Origin of the sequence: Nocardioides eburneiflavus, assembly GCF_004785795.1 — a bacterium.
GTDB lineage: Bacteria > Actinomycetota > Actinomycetes > Propionibacteriales > Nocardioidaceae > Nocardioides > Nocardioides eburneiflavus.
This window is the reverse complement of record NZ_SRRO01000001.1, coordinates 4,953,580-4,971,205: the sequence shown is the minus strand read 5'-3', so window position 1 is coordinate 4,971,205 and position 17,626 is coordinate 4,953,580. Positions and strand designations below refer to the sequence as shown.

The window sequence follows — 17,626 nt, the reverse complement described above, 5'->3', positions numbered from 1 at the left end:
GTAGTCCTGGACGACGGTGACGTCGGCCGCCGAGGACCTCGAGGTGAGCTCGGGCTTGACCTTCTTCTTGGCGTCGGCATGGCGACTCCTCCTTCGTTGTCGGGCACCCAGCATGGGAAGCGCTGCGTGACTCCTGCGTGACCGATCTGGACCGGTGCCGCCGATCCCTGCGTCCGTGACGGTCGCCACCGGCCCCCACCCCATGAGATGAGCCATGGGGTCTACCGACCGGTCGCCGGTAGCGTCGTGGCATGACCGAGACCTGGCCCGGCGCGGCCTACCCCCTGGGTGCCACGTTCGACGGCACCGGCACCAACTTCGCGCTGTTCAGCGAGGTGGCCGAGCGCGTCGAGCTGTGCCTCTTCGACCCCGACCCCGACCCCGGGCGCCTTCGTGGAGACGAGGGTCGACGTCACCGAGGTCGACGCCTACGTGTGGCACTGCTACCTCCCCACCGTGCAGCCCGGCCAGCGTCTACGGCTACCGCGTCCACGGCCGTGGGACCCGACGAAGGGCCTGCGCTGCAACCCGAGCAAGCTGCTGCTCGACCCCTACGCGAAGGCCACGCCGGCGAGATCGACTGGGACCAGTCGCTGTTCTCCTACAACTTCGGCGACGAGGACAGCAAGAACGAGGACGACTCCGCGGCGCACATGACCCATGGGGTCGTCATCAACCCGTTCTTCGACTGGGAGGGCGACCGGGCGTCCTGCCATCCCCTACAACGAGTCCTTCATCTACGAGGCGCACGTCAAGGGGCTCACCCAGCTCCACCCCGACGTCCCCGAGGAGCAGCGCGGGACGTACGCCGGGCTGGCGCACCCGGCGATCACCGCCCACCTCAAGAAGCTCGGCGTCACCGCCATCGAGCTGATGCCGGTGACCAGTTCGTCCAGGACTCGACCCTGCTCGACCAGGGCTGCGCAACTACTGGGGCTACAACACCCTGGCCTTCCTCGCCCCGCACGCCGACTACGCCTCGAGCACCCAGGGTCAGCAGGTCCAGGAGTTCAAGGCGATGGTCAAGGCGATGCACGCCGCCGGCATCGAGGTCATCCTCGACGTGGTCTACAACCACACCGCCGAGGGCAACCACCTCGGCCCGACGCTGAGCTTCAAGGGCATCGACAACGCGGCCTACTACCGACTCGTCGAGGACGACCAGCGCTACTACATGGACTACACCGGCACCGGCAACACCCTCAACGTGCGCCACCCGCACTCCGTCCAGCTGATCATGGACTCGCTGCGCTACTGGGTGACCGAGATGCACGTCGACGGATTCCGGTTCGACCTCGCCGCCACCCTGGCCGCGAGTTCTACGACGTCGACAAGCTCTCCACCTTCTTCGAGATGGTGCAGCAGGACCCGGTGGTGAGCCAGGTGAAGCTGATCGCCGAGCCGTGGGACATCGGCCCCGGCGGCTACCAGGTCGGCGGCTTCCCGCCGCAGTGGACCGAGTGGAACGGCGCCTACCGCGACACCGTGCGCGACTTCTGGCGCGGCGAGCCCTCGCTGGGCGAGTTCGCCTCGCGGCTGTCCGGATCCTCCGACCTCTACGAGCACTCCGGTCGCCGGCCCTTCCGCCAGCATCAACTTCGTCACGCCCACGACGGCTTCACGCTGCGCGACCTCGTCTCCTACAACGAGAAGCACAACGAGGCCAACGGCGAGGACAACAACGACGGCGAGAGCCACAACCGCTCCTGGAACCACGGCGTCGAGGGCCCGACCGAGGACCCCGAGATCCTCGGGGCGCGGGCCGTGAGCAGCGCAATTCATCGCGACGCTGCTGCTCAGCCAGGGCGTGCCGGATGCTGCTGCACGGCGACGAGCTGAGCCGCACGCAGGACGGCGAACAACAACACCTACGCCCAGGACAGCGAGATCAGCTGGGTGCACTGGGACGACGCCGACAAGCCGCTCATCGAGTTCACCGCCGCGGTGGCCCGGCTGCGCGCGGAGCACCCGACCTTCCGTCGCAAGCGGTTCTTCACCGGCACCACCGTGCGTACGGGCGACGGCGAGCGCCTCAACGACATCGTGTGGCTCGACCTCGACGGCGAGCCGATGGAGGACGGCGACTGGGGAGGGGCGGCAAGGCCATCGGGATGTACCTCAACGGCCACGGCATCGCCGGCAAGGACGCCCGCGGCGGCACCATCACCGACGACCACTCCTGCTCTACTTCAACGCCGACGGCGACGCGCAGGTGACGCTGCCGACGGAGGAGTACGCCGCCGCGTGGGACGTCGTGATCGACACCGGCGGTGACGCCGACGCCGGGGAGACGCTGGAGGCGGGCGGCACGTTCGCGCTCGGCACCCACAGCCTCGTCGTGCTCCGCGAGCACTCCGAGCCCGAGGCGAGCCGGACCACTCGGTCGCGGCATCACTCGCGGCCCGCTCGGGTACGGACGCCTCGTGAAGCACCGCGCCAGCACCGCCGAGCACCCCGCAGCACCTACCGCCTCCAGGTCAGCCCCGACTTCGACCTGTACGCCGCGGCCCGGGTGCTGCCCTACCTGCACGACCTCGGCGTCGACTGGGTCTACCTCTCGCCGCTGCTCGCCTCCGAGCCGGGCAGCACGCACGGCTACGACGTGGTCGCGTTCGACCACCTCGACGAGGAGCGCGGCGGCGAGGAGGGCCTCGCCGCCCTGTCCGCCGAGGCGCGTCGCCTCGGCATGGGCGTGCTCGTCGACATCGTCCCCAACCACGTCGGCGTCGCCACCCGTCCGAGGACCCTGGTGGTGGGACGTCCTCAAGCTCGGGCGCGAGTCCGAGCACGCGACCGCCTTCGACGTCGACTGGGCCGCCGGCGACGGCCGCATCCCTGATCCCGGTGGTCGGCGACGACGACGAGGACGCGATCCGGGTCGTCGCGTCCGGCACGGGGGAGGGCGAGGTCCGCTACCACGACCAGCGCTTCCGATGGCTCCCGGCACCTCGAGCTGGGAGGAGCAGCACTACGAGCTGGTCAGCTGGCGCGCGGCCGACGACGACCTCAACTACCGCCGGTTCTTCGCCGTCAACACGCTCGCCGCCGTACGGGTCGAGGACCCCGAGGTCTTCGCCGAGACGCACGTCGAGATCAAGCGGTGGTTCGACGAGGGACTCGTCGACGGCCTGCGCGTCGACCACCCGACGGACTGCGCGACCCCAAGCGCTACCCTCGACGACCTCGGCCGCCCTCACCGGTGGCGCCTACGTGCTCGTCGAGAAGATCCTCGAGCCCGGCGAGGAGCTGCCGGCCGACTGGGCGACCGCCGGCACGACGGGCTACGACGCCTCGCCCAACGACCGGGTCCTCACCGATCCGGCCGGGGAGGCGCCCCTGACCGCGCTCGAGGACCGGCTGCGCGGCACGACGGTGGACTGGGCGCAGATGGTCCACGACAACAAGCGCGCCGTCGCCGACGGAATCCTGCACTCCGAGGTCATGCGGATCACCCGCGAGGTCGAGCGCGTCCTGCACGCCAGGGACGAGAGCGCCGACGAGAAGGCCGTCGCCGACGCGGTCGCCGAGCTCCTGGCCTGCTTCCCCGTCTACCGCTCCTACCTCCCCGAGGGCCGCGACCACCTCGACCGGGCCTTCGCCCGGGCGCGCGAGCAGCGTCCGGACCTCGCCGACACGTACGCCGTGCTCGAGCCGCTGCTGCACGACGAGTGGAGCCAGCCGGCGCGCCGCTTCCAGCAGACGTCGGGCATGTGATGGCCAAGGGCGTCGAGGACTGCTCGTTCTACCGCTGGTCGCGGCTCACCTCGCTCAACGAGGTCGGCGGGGACCCGTCGGCCTTCGCGCTCGACGTCGACGGCTTCCACGACGCGATGGCCGCCCGGCAGCGGGACTGGCCCGACGCGATGGTGACGCTGTCGACCCACGACAAGCGCGGCGAGGACGTCCGCGCCCGGATCACCGTCCTCGCCGAGGAGCCCGGCCGCTGGGAGCGGGCGCTCGACGAGCTGCTGCGGCTCGCGCCCGTGCCCGACGCGGGCTTCGGCTCGCTGCTGTGGCAGGCCGTCCTCGGCGCGTGGACCCCGGACCACCTCCCCGACCTGCGCGACCGCCTGCACGGCTACGCCGAGAAGGCGATGCGCGAGGCGGGCGACCGCACGACGTGGACCGAGCCCGACGAGGCGTACGAGGCGCAGGTGCACGCCGCGGTCGACGCGGTCTTCGACTCCGCGGACGTGCAGCGGGTGCTGACCGACCTGGCCACCCGCATCGACCAGCCAGCCCAGGCCAACTCGCTGGCCGCCAAGCTCCTGGCGATCACCATGCCGGGCGTGCCGGACGTCTACCAGGGCAGCGAGCTCTGGGAGACCTCGCTGGTCGACCCCGACAACCGCCGCCCTGTCGACTTCGACCACCGCGCCGCCGTGCTGGCCGGCACCGCAGAGGACGACGCGGCGTCCAAGCTGCACGTCACCTGCACGGCCCTCACCCTGCGCCGCGAGCGGCCCGGGCTGTTCACCGGCTACGCGCCCGTGACGGCCACCGGGTCGGCCGCGGGCCACGTGGTCGCCTTCGACCGCGGGGGCGCGATCACCGTCGCCACCCGCCTGCCCGTCGGCTCGCCGCGGCCGGCGGCTGGGGCGACACCGTCCTGGACCTGCCCGAGGGTCGCTGGCACGACGTGCTCACCGGCACGGACACGGACGGGAGGCTGGCCGACCTGCTCGCCACCCACCCCGTCGCACTCCTGGTGAGGACCGACTGATGCGCGGACCGTACGACGTGTGGGCGCCGCGACCGGACCGGGTGCGGCTCGTCCTCGCCGGCGAGACGCTCGAGATGACCCGCGCCGACGACGGCTGGTGGACGCCCAGCGAGCCCGTGCCGTCCTCGGACGCGGCCGTCGACTACGGCTACCTCCTCGACGACGACCCGGACCCGCGCCCCGACCCGCGCTCGCGGCGCCAGCCCGACGGCGTGCACGGGCTGTCGCGGCGCGACACCACGGCGTACGAGTGGGGCGACGCGTCGTGGACCGGACGCCAGCTCGCCGGATCGGTGATCTACGAGCTGCACGTCGGGACCTTCACCCCCGACGGCACGCTCGACTCGGCGATCGAGCGGCTCGACCACCTGCTCGACCTCGGCGTCGACCTCGTCGAGCTGATGCCGGTCAACGCGTTCAACGGCACCCACAACTGGGGCTACGACGGCGTCGGCTGGTTCGCCGTCACCGAGGCGTACGGCGGCCCGGACGCCTACCGCAGCTTCGTCGACGCCTGCCACGCGCGGGCCTCGGGGTCGTGCAGGACGTGGTGCACAACCACCTCGGCCCGTCGGGCAACTACCTGCCGCTCTTCGGGCCCTACCTCAAGGACGGCCGCAACACCTGGGGCGACCTGGTCAACCTCGACGGCGACGGCTCCGCCGAGGTGCGCCGCCTCATCCTCGACAACGTGCGGATGTGGTTCGAGGACTTCCACGTCGACGCCCTGCGCCTCGACGCCGTCCACGCGCTCAGCGACACCTCCGAGGTCCACCTCCTCGAGGAGATGGCGATCGAGACCGCCGCGCTGTCCGCGCACCTGCGTCGCCCGCTCACCCTGATCGCCGAGTCCGACCTCAACGACACGACTCTCGTACGCCCGCGCGAGGCGGGTGGGTACGGTCTCGACGCCCAGTGGAGCGACGACTTCCACCACGCCGTCCACGTCGCGCTGAGCGGCGAGACGACCGGCTACTACGCGGACTTCGAGCCGCTCGAGGCGCTGGCCAAGGTGTGCGAGAAGGGCTTCTTCCACGACGGGACCTTCTCGTCCTTCCGCGAGCGCGACCACGGCGCGCCCGTCGACACCGCACACATGCCGACGTGGCGGCTCGTCGTCGCCAACCAGAACCACGACCAGGTCGGCAACCGTGCCCGCGGCGACCGGCTCGCCGAGCACCTCGACGACGACCAGCTCGCCTGCGCCGCGCTGCTCACCCTGGCCGGTCCGTTCACGCCGATGCTGTTCATGGGGAGGAGTGGGCGGCGTCGACGCCGTTCGCGTTCTTCACCTCCCACCCCGAGCCCGAGCTCGGGAGGGCGACGGCCGAGGGCCGGATCGCGGAGTTCGAGAAGATGGGGTGGGACCCCGACGAGGTCCTCGACCCGCAGGACCCCGAGACCTTCCACCGCTCCCGCCTCGACTGGGACGAGCGCTCTCGCGGGCGCCACGCGGTCGTGCTCGACTGCTACCGCCGGCTCGGCCGGTTGCGCCGGGAGCTGCCGCAGCTCACCGACCCGGCGTTCGGGTCGGTCTCCTGCACCGTCGAGGGCCGGGTCTTCACGATGCGTCGCGGGGACCTGCTGGTCGTGGTCAACACCGGCCACCAACCCGCGGAGGTGCAGGTCGGGGGCCGCGAGGTGCTGTTCGAGACCCCGCGGGAGTCGGCGTACGGGACGGCGTCGCGTCGTTGCCACCGCACGCGGGCGCGCTCCTGGGACCCGCCACAACTTTTCCCTGACTGCCCACGTCTCCCCTCCGAACGGGCCGAGCCCAGGCCCCACCGGACGGGGACGAACATAAACCGCATCACCGCACTCGCCGCGACCGTCGCACTGACGGCCGGCTCGCTGCCCTCACCGGCCGTGCAGGCCGCACCCGCGCGGCCTACAAGGGTCACCGCCAGGGCCAACCTCGAGGTCGCCGTCGCCCGGGAGGACACCGTCAAGGTCCGCGCCGGTCACGCCCAGGGCCGCCGGCCAGAAGGTCGTCCTCCAGCAGCGCGTCGGCGAGAACCGAGTGGAGGCGCACCGGCACCGCGAAGATCAAGCGCAACGGCAGTACATCCTCGAGGACAGCCGACGACGCCTGGTCGCGCGAGTACCGCGTGCTCAAGCCGGGCAGCCACGGCATCAAGAAGGGCTGGAGCAAGACCCTCGAGGTGGAGTCTACCGCTGGCAGAGCTCGCCACGCGGCGGTGGGCCCCAGCGAGAACATCTCGACCACCAGCGTCTACATCGGCGCCGGCCTTGCCACCCGTAGCCTCGTGAACATCGAGCCGGGTGTCCCCGCCTCCGTCGAGTACACGCTGGGCCGCAAGTGCGTGGAGCTGCGTGCGAGGTACGCCCTCACGACCAGGCTGCCACCGTTCGTCGGGTGAGATCTTCGTCAGCGCAGACGGTGCCGTGCGCACCACCACACCGCTGGCGGTCGGCAGATCGTGGACGACGGGCCCCTCGACGTCTCCGACGTCTTCCGCCTCAAGATCGACATCTCGACCACGCGACTCCGGCGGCGTACGCGCGGTGGCCACGCCGGAGGTGCTCTGCACGCGCTGACGCGCACCCAGTCCGGCAGCGGCGGGCACGACCGGGATTCACAGGCCCGGGAGTGTCCGCCGCTGTCAGTCCGGGGCGCTCCTTTCGACACGTTTCCCGGGCGAGCCGTACTGTTGCTCCTTGTGGCAGGCATCGACTTCGACCAGAGATCAAGGCAGCTCCAGGCGACCATGAAGACCATCGGTCAGGTCCCGACCTCGACAAGATGCGCGACGAGATCGCCGACCTCGGCGAGCAGGTCGCCGCGCCGGACCTGTGGGACGACGTCGAGGGTGCCACCCGGATCACCGGCCGGCTCTCCGCGCTCCAGGGCGAGATGGACCGCTACACGAGTCTCGAGTCCCGCATCGAGGACCTCGGCCTGATGGTCGAGATGGCGCAGGCGAGGGCGACGCCGACACGCTCGCCGACTCCGAGGCCGAGCTCGCCCGCATCAAGAAGTCCGTGGAGTCCCTGGAGATCCGCACCCTGCTGTCGGGGGAGTACGACGAGCGCGAGGCCATCGTGACGATCCGCTCGGGCGCCGGTGGCGTCGACGCGGCCGACTTCGCCGAGATGCTGATGCGGATGTACACGCGCTGGGCCGAGCAGCACAAGTACGGCGTCGAGGTCTACGACGTGTCCTACGCCGAGGAGCGGGCATCAAGTCCGCCGAGTTCGCCATCCACGCCCCCTACGCCTACGGCACCCTCTCCGTCGAGGCCGGCACCACCGCCTGGTGCGGATCAGCCCCTTCGACAACCAGGGCCCGCCAGACCTCCTTCGCCGCGGTCGAGGTCGTGCCGGTCCTGGAGCAGACCGACGAGATCGAGGTCGACGAGAACGACATCCGCACCGACGTCTTCCGCTCCGGCGGCCCGGGCGGCCAGTCGTCAACACGACCGACTCGGCGGTCCGCCTCACGCACATCCCGACCGGCATCGTGGTGTCCTGCCAGAACGAGAAGTCGCAGCTGCAGAACAAGGCGTCGCGATGGTGGTCCTCAAGGCCAGCTCCTGGCGAAGAAGAAGGAAGAGGAAGCCGCGCTCAAGAAGGACCTCAAGGGCGACGTCGCGGCCAGCTGGGGCGACCAGATGCGCAACTACGTCTCAACCCCTACCAGATCGTCAAGGACCTGCGGACCGCCACGAGTCCGGCAACCCCAGCGCCGTGTTCGACGGCGACCTCGACGACTTCATGGAGGCCGGCATCCGCTGGCGCCGAGGGGCCGAGAAGGTCGACGCCTGATCCGCGGCCGGGAGCGGGCCGCGGCCGCGATTCCCGGGTCGCGGCCACCCTCACGTAACCTCGACGCCGTGATTCGCTTCGAGAAGGTGACCAAGAGCTATCCGGGCACCCCCACCCGGCGCTCGACAACATCTCGGTCGACGTGGAGAAGGGGGAGTTCGTCTTCCTCGTGGGCTCCTCGGCTCGGGCAAGTCCACCTTCCTGCGCTCGTGCTCCGCGAGTACCGCCCCACCTCGGGGCGCGTCTACGTCGCCGGCAAGGAGATCAACCGGCTCGCCGGCTGGAAGGTGCCGCGGCTGCGCCGGGACATCGGCACCGTCTTCCAGGACTTCCGGCTGCTGCCCAACAAGACCGTCACCGAGAACGTCGCCTTCGCCCTCCAGGTGATCGGCAAGTCGCGCAAGGAGATCAAGGACCTCGTCCCCGAGACGCTCGAGCTGGTCGGGCTCAGCGGCAAGGGCGACCGGATGCCCGACGAGCTCTCCGGCGGCGAGCAGCAGCGCGTCGCGGTGGCGCGCGCGTTCGTCAACCGGCCGATGATCCTCATCGCCGACGAGCCCACCGGCAACCTCGACCCGACCACGTCGGTCGGGATCATGAAGCTCCTCGACCGCATCAACCGCACCGGCACGACCGTGGTGATGGCCACGCACGACTCCGGCATCGTCGACCAGATGCGCAAGCGCGTCATCGAGCTCGAGAACGGCCACGTCGTGCGCGACCAGGCACAGGCGTCTACGGCCACCAGACCTGACCCCGGACCTGACGCCGGAACCGACCCGATCCGCACCCCCGAACGAATCGAGACCCCTCCTCCATGCAGCTGCGCTACGTCTACTCGAGCTCGGCCAGGGCCTGCGACGCAACCTGACGATGCACCTGGCGGTGATCCTCACCCTCGTCGTCTCGCTGACGCTCGTCGGCATCGGACTGCTGTTCCAGCAGCAGGCGACGCGGGCGGCCGACCACTTCGGCAACCAGCTCCAGATCACCGTCTACCTCTGCCGGCTCAACGACTCCAACCCGGTGTGCCCCAACCCGGTGACCGAGGCGCAGAAGGCCGAGATCGAGGCGGTCGTCGAGGACAACCCCGAGGTCGCGAGCCACCGCTTCGAGTCCGGCGAGGTGGCCCTGGAGAAGGCCAAGGAGCTCTACGGCGAGGAGCTGTTCTCCGGCGACAACCCGCGCTGACCGCCGAGGACATGCCGCAGACCATCTGGATCACCCTCGAGGACCCGGAGCAGTACGAGGGCATCACCAGCGCTGTCCAGGGTCTCGACGGAGTCTCGCGCGTCCGGGACCTGCGCGAGCAGGTAGGACCGATCCTCACCACGATCACCAAGATGCGCACGTACGCCCTCGGCACCGCCGGGCTCCTCGTCCTGGCCGCCCTCCTGCTGGTCGCCAACACGATCCGGCTCGCGGCCTTCGCACGCCGCAAGGAGATCGGCATCATGCGGCTCGTCGGCGCCTCCACGCTCTACATCGCGCTGCCGTTCCTCCTCGAGGCACTCGTCACGGCCCTCGTCAGCGTGGCGCTGGCGGGGGGAGCGCTGGCGCCTTCCTCCACTTCGCGATCGGCGACCTGGCGCAGAACCTGCGCTTCGTGCCGTGGATCGCGTGGGACGAGTTCTGGGTGGCCGCCCTGGCCATCGGGGTCCTCGGCCCGGTGCTGACCCTGCTGCCGACACTCGTGTTGACGCGCAAATACCTCAAAGTGTGATCGCGGCGGGTTAGCGTCGTCGCGTCTCCTCCTGGCCAGCGTGGCGGGGAGGCGCTCCTTCCCCGCTTCCCCAACGCAAAGGCTTCCCCGGTGCGTCCCTTCCCCGTACCACGCTGCCCCGTAGTCCTCTGCCCCGTGCTGCCCACCGCCACGTGGCCGCGGCACTCGTCGCGATCCTGGCCCTGGGCATGTCCGCGGCCCACGCCGACGACCTCAAGGACAAGAAGAACAAGGTCGAGCGCGAGCTCAAGGGCGCCCACCGGGACCTCGACGAGTCCAGTGCCCAGCTCCGCAGGGCCACCGCTCGCCTCGACGCGGCCCAGCAGCAGCTCGGCGTCGCCAAGACCCGGCTCGCCACCGCGCGCGGCAAGGTCGAGGTCGCGCAGGAGCGCGACGCCCAGATGCAGGCCGAGCTCGCCGCCGCCGAGCAGGAGCTCGCCGAGGCGGAGGCCGCCCTCGCGCAGGGTCAGGTCGACCGCGACGCCCAGCGCGAGAAGGTCGCGCGCACCGTGGCCGACATGTACTCCGAGGGCGACCCCGAGCTGATCGCCTTCGCCTCGCTCCTCGGGGCCGAGGACACCGAGGAGCTGACCCGCCGCGACGGCGTACGGACGTGGTCGTCGGGCAGGAGGCGCGCGAGTACGACGAGCTGAAGGCCTCCGAGGTGCTGCTCCAGGTCCGGGAGGACCAGGTCACCGAGGCTCGCGACGAGGTCGCCGCCCAGCGCGAGGCCGCCGCCGAGCACCTCGTGCTGATGCAGGCCCTCGAGGCCGAGCAGCAGGAGGCCAAGGATTCCGTCGTATCCCTCGTCATCGAGCGACGTGACGCCCGTGTGGGCGCCAGCGAGGCGCGCGCCAAGGACCTCGCCAAGCTCCGCAAGCTCGAGAAGGAGCAGCAGAGGATCGAGGAGATGCTCCGCAAGCGGGCCCTCGCCGCACTGCGCAGGCAGCGTGCCCAGGCACGGGCGCAGGCCGGTGCGCCGACGCCTGGCCTGCTCGCGTACCCGTCGACGGCTACGTCACCTCGCCGTTCGGCTACCGCACGCACCCGATCTACAAGTACTGGGGCCTGCACGACGGCGTCGACTTCGGCGGCGGCTGCGGCACGCCGCTGCGCGCCGCCGCGCCCGGCCGGGTCGTGTCCTCCTACTACAGCGGGGTCTACGGCCAGCGCCTCGTCATCGACCACGGCGTCCTCGGCGGCAAGGGCGTCGCGACGATCTACAACCACGCCAGCGGCTACAACGTCGGCGTGGGTGCCCATGTCGCCGAGGGCCAGGTGATCGGCTTCGAGGGCAGCACCGGCTGGTCCACCGGCTGCCACCTGCACTTCACCGTGATGGCCAACGGCCAGGCCGTCGACCCGATGAACTGGCTGTGATCGCCCGCGACCGAGCGGAGCGAAGGGGCGCGGGCTCGCGTCTCGAAACCTCGGTCGCTATTCGCTGGACCTCGCCTGAGAGAATGTCTCCATGGCGAAGGAGCAGGGCCAGAAGATGGTCGCGCAGAACAAGAAGGCGCGCCACGACTACCACATCGAGGACACCTGGGAGGCCGGGCTCGTCCTGATGGGCACCGAGGTGAAGTCGTTGCGGCAGGGCCGCGCGTCCTCGTCGACGGCTTCGCCGAGATCGACAACGGCGAGGCGTGGCTGCTCGGCGTGCACATCCCCGAGTACAGCCAGGGCACCTGGACCAACCACTCCGCCCGCCGTCGCCGCAAGCTGCTGCTCAACCGCTCCGAGATCGACAAGATCGAGCGCAAGATCACCGACAAGGGCTACACGATCGTGCCGCTCTCGCTCTACTTCAAGGACGGCCGCGCCAAGGTCGAGATCGCGCTGGCGAAGGGCAAGAAGTCCTACGACAAGCGCCACACGCTCGCCGAGCGCACGGCCAACCGGGAGAAGGTCGAGGCCGTCCAGCGCCGGCTCAAGGGGCACCGGGACTGAGCGCGGGACCGACCGCGTGACCGACCCCGTGACCGACCCCGTCGCGTTCGCCGAGGTCCTCGGGATCCCCGGCCTCGCCGACGTGCACACCCACTTCCTGCCGCCGCGGGTGATGGCCAAGGTCCGCGACCAGTTCGACGCGGCCGGCCCGCTGATCGGCCGGCCCTGGCCGCTGCACTACCGCGACTCCGACGAGGTGCTGGTCGAGACGCTGCGCTCCTTCGGCGTGCGCCGCTTCACCGCGCTGCCCTACGCCCACAAGCCCGACATGGCCGAGTTCCTCAACGACTGGGCCGCCGGCTTCGCCGCGCGGGTGCCCGAGGCGGCTGTCTGCGGCACCTTCTTCCCCGAGCCCGGCGCGGCGGCGTACGTCGCCTCCCGCAGCGAGACGGTGCAGGTCTGGAAGGTGCACGTGCAGGTCGGCGCGTTCGACGTGACCGACCCGCTGCTCGACGACGCGTGGGGCGTCGTCGCGGATGCCGGAACCCCCGTCGTGCTGCACGCGGGCAGCGGCCCGGTCCCGACCGAGCACACCGGCCCCGGGCCCGTCGCCGAGCTGCTCTCCCGGCACCCGCGGCTGCGGCTGGTCATCGCACACGCCGGCGCGCCGGAGTACGTCGAGTTCCTCCGGCTGGCCGAGACGTACGACCGGGTCGGGCTCGACACGACCATGGCGTTCACGCCGTTCTTCGAGGAGATGGGCGGGGCCTACCCGCGCGAGCTGCTGCCACGGCTGCGCGACCTCGGGCTGGCCGGCAAGGTCCACCTCGGCAGCGACTTCCCCAACATCCCCTACCCCTACGCCGTGCAGCTCGAGGCCCTCGAACGGCTCGGGCTGGGGGAGGAGTGGCTGCGGGCGGTCTGCTGGGGCAACACAGCCGCCCTGCTCGGCTGATCCATGGGCGGGCGGTGACCCACAGACAGTTCATGGCGCACGAAGGTGGGTTCGCCACCGCTGCTCCCTGTGTCGTACGGCGCCGCGCCGGCGAGCGGTGGCCAGGCCACATCCGGTCGACCGGAGTTGTGGCTGGAACACCGCTCCGCGGACTGGACCAGTGAACATCCGGACCACGGATCTCTTGACAGCGGATAAGTAAGTGCGGTGAACTAACTAATGTGACCCCGCACGCACCCGTCGGCCGCCCGCTGCGTCCCAGTGGCAAGCTCCTCCAGGAGGACGCCCGCCGCCACCACCGCTCGCTGCTGCTCCAGCAGCTGTTCCGCGAGGGCCCGGCCAGCCGTGCCGACCTCGCCCGTTCGAGCGGGCTGACCCGGGTGACCGTGTCGGACCTGGTCGGCGAGATGCTCGCCGACGGCTTCGTCTCCGAGCTCGGAGCCCCCGCCGAGAGCCGGGTCGGCAAGCCCCCCACGCTCGTCGGGCTGGCGGCGGACTCCCACCACGTGATCGGTCTCGACCTGTCCGAGACCGACCGGATGTCCGGCGCCGTGGTCAACCTCGCAGGCATCGTCCAGGCCCGCCACGAGGTGCACGTCGACGGGGCCGTGGGGGAGGGCGCGGTCGAGCTCGTCCTGCGCCTCGCCGCCGACCTCGTCGCGATGACCGAGCGCCCGGTGCTCGGGATCGGCGTCGGCAGCCCCGGGGTCGTGGGCACCGACGGCACGGTCATCGACGCTCCCAACCTCGCGTGGACCGACACCCCGCTGGCCGCCCGGCTCGCCGAGGCCACCGGCCTGCCGGTCTTCGTCGCCAACGACGCCAACACCGCTGTGCTCGGCGAGCACACCTTCGGCGAGTCGGGTGACGGCGGCCTGATGGTCCTGCGGGTCGGCACCGGTGTCGGCGCGGGCCTCGTGCTGGGCGGCTCGCTGCTCCACGGCCATCTGGGTGCCGCCGGCGAGATCGGCCACGTCGTGGTCGACCCCGACGGAGAGCTGTGTGCGTGCTCGCGCACGGGCTGCCTGGAGACCGTGCTGTCGGCCCCGCACCTCAGGCGTCGGCTCGCCGCGCCCGGCGTGGACGGTCCCGCCGCGCTCGCCGAGGTCGGCACGCGGCTCGGCGAGGTGCTGGCGCCGGTCGTCGCCGCCCTCAACCTGCACGAGATCGTGCTGAGCGGCCCTGCGGAGCTGCTCGACGGCCCGCTGCTCGACGCGGCAGACCGCACCATCCGCGAGCGGACGATGCCGATCAGCTCCACCGGGCTGGCCGTCCGCACCTCCAAGCTCGGCGAGGACGTCGTGGTCGTGGGAGCGACCGTCCTGGTCCTCGCCGGGGAGCTGGGCGTCTCGTGAACGCCGGCAACCCCCACTGGAAGATCGATGGAAGGAACACCGCTGTGCGCATCAAGAAGTCCATCAAGACGTCATTGACAGGGGTCGCCGTCGCCGCGCTCGCGCTGACGACGCTCGCCGCGTGCGGCGGGGACGACGGGACCTCCAGCGAGGACGGCGGGCCGAGTCCGCCGACATCCGCGTCTGGCTCAACGGGACGGACACCCCGCAGGAGGCCCGTGACTGGCTGAAGAAGACCTTCGAGGACCAGAACCCGGGCTCCACGCTCACCATCGAGCAGCAGGAGTGGGACGGCCTGGTCGAGAAGCTGACCACGTCCCTCTCGAGCGAGTCCGAGACCCCCGACGTGGTCGAGATCGGCAACACCCAGGCCCCGACCTTCACCTCGGCCGGCGCCTTCGCCGACCTGACCGGCGACCTCGAGGACCTCGGCGGCGACGACCTGCTGCCGGGCTTCGTCGACGGTGCCACGGTGGACGGCGCGACGTACGCCGTGCCCTACTACGCCGGGTCGAAGTACATCTTCTACCGCAAGGACGTCTTCGAGAAGGCCGGCCTCGAGGTGCCCACCACCCTCGACGAGTTCGTCGAGGTGGCGGTGACCCTCAAGCAGGACAACCCGAAGCCGGCCAACTTCTCCGGGTTCTGGTTCCCCGGCCAGGACTGGCGCAACGGCGCCGCGTTCATCTGGGCCGCCGGCGGCGACCTCGCCGTCGAGGACGGCGGCGAGTGGACGCCCGCGCTGGCCTCGCCCGAGTCGGTCGCCGGTCTCGAGACCGCCCAGCGCCTCTTCGAGGAGGCGTCCGGTGCCCCAAGGACGGCAACGAGGCCGACCCGTGGACGCCGTTCTGCGCGGGTGAGGTCGGCATGATGTCGACGCCCGGCTGGGTCAAGGGCCTGATCGAGGCCGAGGACACCGGCTGCCCCGACACCTTCGCCAAGGAGATGGGCGTCTTCGCCCTGCCGGGCGACGACGGTGCCCCGGCGCCGGTCCTGCTCGGCGGCTCCGACATCGCGGTCGCGGCGAAGTCCGCCAACCAAGACCTCGCCCGCGAGGCCGTCGCGCTGATGCTCAGCGACGACTACCAGACGATCCTGGCCGGGGCCGGGCTGACGCCGGCCAAGGAGTCGCTCGCCCCGCTGCTCGGCGACGACGAGTACGCCGCCGCGACGATCGAGGCCGCGTCCAACGCCAAGCTCACCCCCGCCGCGCCCGGGTGGGCCAACGTCGAGGGCTCCCGCGTGCTCGAGGACCTGTTCAGCGCGATCGCCCAGGGCGGCGACGTCGCCGAGCTGGCGCGCGAGGCCGACGAGCAGATGAGCGGTCAGCTCAACGGCTGACGCAGCACGGCACGACCTACAGAGGCGGGGGCGGCGCCAGTCGCTGCCCCCGCCCCTGCCTGCCCGCCATCATGAGACCCGAGAGGAGGCCGAGATGAGCCGCCGTCCCGCTCGCGCACCGGGTGCCACGCTGCCCTACCTCCTCGTCGCGCCCGCCGTGCTCGCGCTGTGCCTCGCGCTGGGCTACCCGCTCGTGCGCCAGCTGTTCCTGTCCTTCCAGGAGTTCGGGCTCGCGCAGCAGTTCGGCCGTCCGCCGGAGTGGGTCGGGCTCGCCAACTACCGCGACCTGCTGAGCGACGCGTACCTCTGGAGGGTCACCGCCCGCACCGTCGTCTTCTGCCTCGTCAACGCCGCGGTGACGATGCTCCTCGGCATCGGCCTAGCGCTGGTCATGCGGGCGATGTCGAAGCCCGTACGGCTCCTCACCCAGACCGGTCTGCTGCTCGCGTGGGCGATGCCGGTGGTCGCGTCACTGACCGTGTGGCAGTGGCTCTTCGACACCCAGTACGGTGTGGTCAATCATGTCCTGACCTCCCTCGGCGGCGACTTCGAGGGGCACGGCTGGCTGCTGCGGCCGCTGTCGTTCTTCCTCGTCGCGACCGTGGTCGTGGTGTGGATGAGCGTGCCGTTCGTCGCATTCACCGTGTACGCCGCGCTCACGCAGGTGTCGGAGGAGATGGTCGAGGCCGCCGAGATCGATGGCGCGAGCGGCGCCCAGCGGCTGCGCCACGTCGTGCTGCCGAGCATCCGGCCGGTCCTGCTGGTGGTCGGGCTGCTCCAGGTCATCTGGGACCTGCGCGTCTTCACCCAGGTCTACATCCTCCAGGAGGCCGGCGGCAGCGCCCGCGCCACCAACCTGCTCGGCACCTACATCTACCGCCTCGGCATCGGCGGCGGCGACTTCGGCACGTCCGCGGCCGTGGCCGTCTTCATGCTCGCGCTCACCGTCGTCCTGACCGCGCCGTACGTCCGGGCGATGCTCCGGCAGGAGAGGGGGGTGGCCTGATGGCCCGTACGCCGACCCGTCCCGTGCGGTGGCTCGCCGACGGCACCGGCCTCGTGGCCTTCGTGCTCGCGGCGTTCCCCGTGTACTGGATGGTCAACAGCTCGTTCCTCGACCGCAACGAGATCCGCAACCCGGTGCCGACGTGGGTGCCGTTCGGCGGCGACCTCGACAACTTCCGCACCGTCTTCTCGTCCGGGCAGTTCGTCGACGCGATGAAGGTCAGCCTGATGGTCACCGGCCTGACCCTGGCGGTGGCCCTGACCTTCGCGTTCGTCGCCGCGGTGGCGGTCTCGCGCTTCCGGTTCCGAGGCCGGCTGTCGTTCATCGTGACGCTGCTGGTGATCCAGATGATCCCGGCGGAGGGGCTGTTCATCTCCCAGTACAAGATGCTGGAGACGATGGAGCTGCTCAACACCGTCGTCGGCCTCACGATCGTCTACGTCGCCGGCGTCCTGCCCTTCACGATCTGGACCCTGCGCGGCTTCGTCGAGGGTGTCCCCTACGAGCTCGAGGAGGCCGCGATGATGGACGGCTGCACGCGCATCCAGGCGTTCCTGCGCGTCACGTTCCCGCTGCTGGCCCCCGGCCTGGTCGCGACCGGGGTCTTCGGCTTCATCCAGGCGTGGAACGAGTTCACCCTCGCGCTGGTCGTGATGACCCGCGAGGACCAGCGGACCCTGCCGCTGTGGCTCTCCACCTTCACCGACGTCAACCGCGGCACCGACTGGGGCGGCATCATGGCCGGCTCGACCCTCATCGCGGTGCCGGTGATCGTCTTCTTCTTGCTCGTCCAGGGCCGGATGGCCAGCGGGCTCACCGCCGGCGCCGTGAAGGGATGAGAGACCCG

At 70.9% G+C, this 17,626-nt stretch carries 21 protein-coding genes and 3 pseudogenes; 22 read left to right on the top strand and 2 right to left on the bottom strand.

Annotated features, from left to right (window positions below):
* Positions 1 to 251: 251 nt before the first annotated feature.
* The 5 genes from EXE59_RS24670 to EXE59_RS24650 are packed head-to-tail and all read left to right on the top strand — an operon-like array spanning position 252 to position 2,839.
* Entirely contained in the window at positions 252 to 1,112 is an 861-nt protein-coding gene (locus tag EXE59_RS24670; RefSeq protein ID WP_246057019.1) for a GlgX family protein, read from the top strand.
* Entirely contained in the window at positions 1,019 to 1,378 is a 360-nt protein-coding gene (locus EXE59_RS24665) for an alpha-amylase family glycosyl hydrolase (protein WP_246057108.1), read from the top strand. Before EXE59_RS24670 ends, EXE59_RS24665 begins: the two co-directional genes overlap by 94 nt.
* Entirely contained in the window at positions 1,354 to 1,839 is a 486-nt protein-coding gene (locus EXE59_RS24660; protein ID WP_246057018.1) for a hypothetical protein, read from the top strand. Before EXE59_RS24665 ends, EXE59_RS24660 begins: the two co-directional genes overlap by 25 nt.
* Before the next feature lie 57 nt (positions 1,840 to 1,896).
* On the top strand, positions 1,897 to 2,274 hold the full coding sequence (locus EXE59_RS24655; protein ID WP_246057017.1) for a hypothetical protein: 378 nt from the start codon (positions 1,897 to 1,899) through the stop codon (positions 2,272 to 2,274).
* The gene (locus EXE59_RS24650) at positions 2,213 to 2,839 is read left to right on the top strand and encodes an alpha-amylase family glycosyl hydrolase (RefSeq protein ID WP_246057016.1); all 627 of its coding nucleotides are present in this window, start codon (positions 2,213 to 2,215) and stop codon (positions 2,837 to 2,839) included. The genes EXE59_RS24655 and EXE59_RS24650 overlap by 62 nt, the downstream gene beginning before the upstream one ends.
* 73 nt (positions 2,840 to 2,912) lie before the next feature.
* On the opposite strand, the gene EXE59_RS24645 is transcribed toward EXE59_RS24650, so the two are convergent.
* The gene (locus EXE59_RS24645; protein ID WP_246057015.1) at positions 2,913 to 3,197 is read right to left on the bottom strand and encodes a hypothetical protein; all 285 of its coding nucleotides are present in this window, start codon (positions 3,195 to 3,197) and stop codon (positions 2,913 to 2,915) included.
* 13 nt (positions 3,198 to 3,210) lie between these two features.
* Here EXE59_RS24645 and EXE59_RS24640 point away from each other — a divergent pair, with 13 nt between their 5' ends.
* Genes EXE59_RS24640 through EXE59_RS24630 form a run of 3 tightly spaced genes read left to right on the top strand, consistent with a single transcriptional unit; the run spans position 3,211 to position 5,565 of the window.
* A complete protein-coding gene (locus EXE59_RS24640; protein ID WP_246057014.1) occupies positions 3,211 to 3,714 on the top strand; it encodes a hypothetical protein in 504 nt (167 codons plus the stop codon).
* The gene (locus EXE59_RS24635; protein ID WP_246057013.1) at positions 3,714 to 4,712 is read left to right on the top strand and encodes a malto-oligosyltrehalose synthase; all 999 of its coding nucleotides are present in this window, start codon (positions 3,714 to 3,716) and stop codon (positions 4,710 to 4,712) included. Before EXE59_RS24640 ends, EXE59_RS24635 begins: the two co-directional genes overlap by 1 nt.
* A gap of 10 nt (positions 4,713 to 4,722) precedes the next feature.
* Complete coding sequence (locus tag EXE59_RS24630; protein WP_246057012.1) at positions 4,723 to 5,565, top strand: alpha-amylase family glycosyl hydrolase; 843 nt, start codon at positions 4,723 to 4,725, stop codon at positions 5,563 to 5,565.
* Between the two features lie 133 nt (positions 5,566 to 5,698).
* Here the strand turns inward: EXE59_RS24630 and EXE59_RS24625 are convergent, their stop codons facing one another.
* Positions 5,699 to 5,974, bottom strand: a complete 276-nt coding sequence (locus tag EXE59_RS24625; RefSeq protein ID WP_246057011.1) for a hypothetical protein — start codon at positions 5,972 to 5,974, stop codon at positions 5,699 to 5,701.
* 857 nt (positions 5,975 to 6,831) lie between these two features.
* Here EXE59_RS24625 and EXE59_RS24275 point away from each other — a divergent pair.
* The 14 genes and pseudogenes from EXE59_RS24275 (at position 6,832) to EXE59_RS23345 (ending at position 17,618) form a co-directional block, all read left to right on the top strand.
* Positions 6,832 to 7,104 (top strand): hypothetical protein, encoded by a 273-nt coding sequence (locus tag EXE59_RS24275; RefSeq protein ID WP_210429116.1) that lies wholly within the window; start codon positions 6,832 to 6,834, stop codon positions 7,102 to 7,104.
* 300 nt (positions 7,105 to 7,404) lie between these two features.
* Positions 7,405 to 8,509, top strand: a pseudogene (gene prfB, locus EXE59_RS23395) (peptide chain release factor 2).
* Positions 8,510 to 8,577: 68 nt separating this feature from the next.
* Positions 8,578 to 9,263 (top strand): annotated as a pseudogene (gene ftsE, locus EXE59_RS23390) (cell division ATP-binding protein FtsE).
* A 131-nt stretch (positions 9,264 to 9,394) separates the two neighbouring features.
* On the top strand, positions 9,395 to 9,700 hold the full coding sequence (locus EXE59_RS24615; protein ID WP_246057010.1) for a cell division protein FtsX: 306 nt from the start codon (positions 9,395 to 9,397) through the stop codon (positions 9,698 to 9,700).
* A gap of 11 nt (positions 9,701 to 9,711) precedes the next feature.
* Positions 9,712 to 10,185, top strand: a complete 474-nt coding sequence (locus tag EXE59_RS24610; RefSeq protein WP_246057107.1) for an FtsX-like permease family protein — start codon at positions 9,712 to 9,714, stop codon at positions 10,183 to 10,185.
* A 199-nt stretch (positions 10,186 to 10,384) separates the two neighbouring features.
* A complete protein-coding gene (locus EXE59_RS23380) occupies positions 10,385 to 10,885 on the top strand; it encodes a hypothetical protein (protein WP_135841012.1) in 501 nt (166 codons plus the stop codon).
* Between the two features lie 397 nt (positions 10,886 to 11,282).
* The gene (locus tag EXE59_RS23375; protein ID WP_135841011.1) at positions 11,283 to 11,612 is read left to right on the top strand and encodes a M23 family metallopeptidase; all 330 of its coding nucleotides are present in this window, start codon (positions 11,283 to 11,285) and stop codon (positions 11,610 to 11,612) included.
* A gap of 91 nt (positions 11,613 to 11,703) precedes the next feature.
* Positions 11,704 to 12,182, top strand: a pseudogene (smpB, locus tag EXE59_RS23370) (SsrA-binding protein SmpB).
* A 16-nt stretch (positions 12,183 to 12,198) separates the two neighbouring features.
* Positions 12,199 to 13,077, top strand: a complete 879-nt coding sequence (locus EXE59_RS23365; protein ID WP_135838781.1) for an amidohydrolase family protein — start codon at positions 12,199 to 12,201, stop codon at positions 13,075 to 13,077.
* A gap of 221 nt (positions 13,078 to 13,298) precedes the next feature.
* Positions 13,299 to 14,432 (top strand): ROK family transcriptional regulator, encoded by a 1,134-nt coding sequence (locus EXE59_RS23360; RefSeq protein ID WP_135838782.1) that lies wholly within the window; start codon positions 13,299 to 13,301, stop codon positions 14,430 to 14,432.
* Between the two features lie 121 nt (positions 14,433 to 14,553).
* Positions 14,554 to 15,303: an extracellular solute-binding protein gene (locus EXE59_RS24935; RefSeq protein WP_210429115.1), complete on the top strand. Its 750-nt coding sequence runs from the start codon at positions 14,554 to 14,556 to the stop codon at positions 15,301 to 15,303.
* Positions 15,300 to 15,773, top strand: coding sequence for a type 2 periplasmic-binding domain-containing protein (locus EXE59_RS24930; protein WP_210429114.1), 474 nt, complete (start codon positions 15,300 to 15,302; stop codon positions 15,771 to 15,773). The genes EXE59_RS24935 and EXE59_RS24930 overlap by 4 nt, the downstream gene beginning before the upstream one ends.
* Before the next feature lie 94 nt (positions 15,774 to 15,867).
* Positions 15,868 to 16,779, top strand: a complete 912-nt coding sequence (locus tag EXE59_RS23350) for a carbohydrate ABC transporter permease (protein WP_135838783.1) — start codon at positions 15,868 to 15,870, stop codon at positions 16,777 to 16,779.
* Positions 16,779 to 17,618, top strand: coding sequence for a carbohydrate ABC transporter permease (locus tag EXE59_RS23345; protein ID WP_135838784.1), 840 nt, complete (start codon positions 16,779 to 16,781; stop codon positions 17,616 to 17,618). Before EXE59_RS23350 ends, EXE59_RS23345 begins: the two co-directional genes overlap by 1 nt.
* Positions 17,619 to 17,626 lie beyond the last annotated feature (8 nt).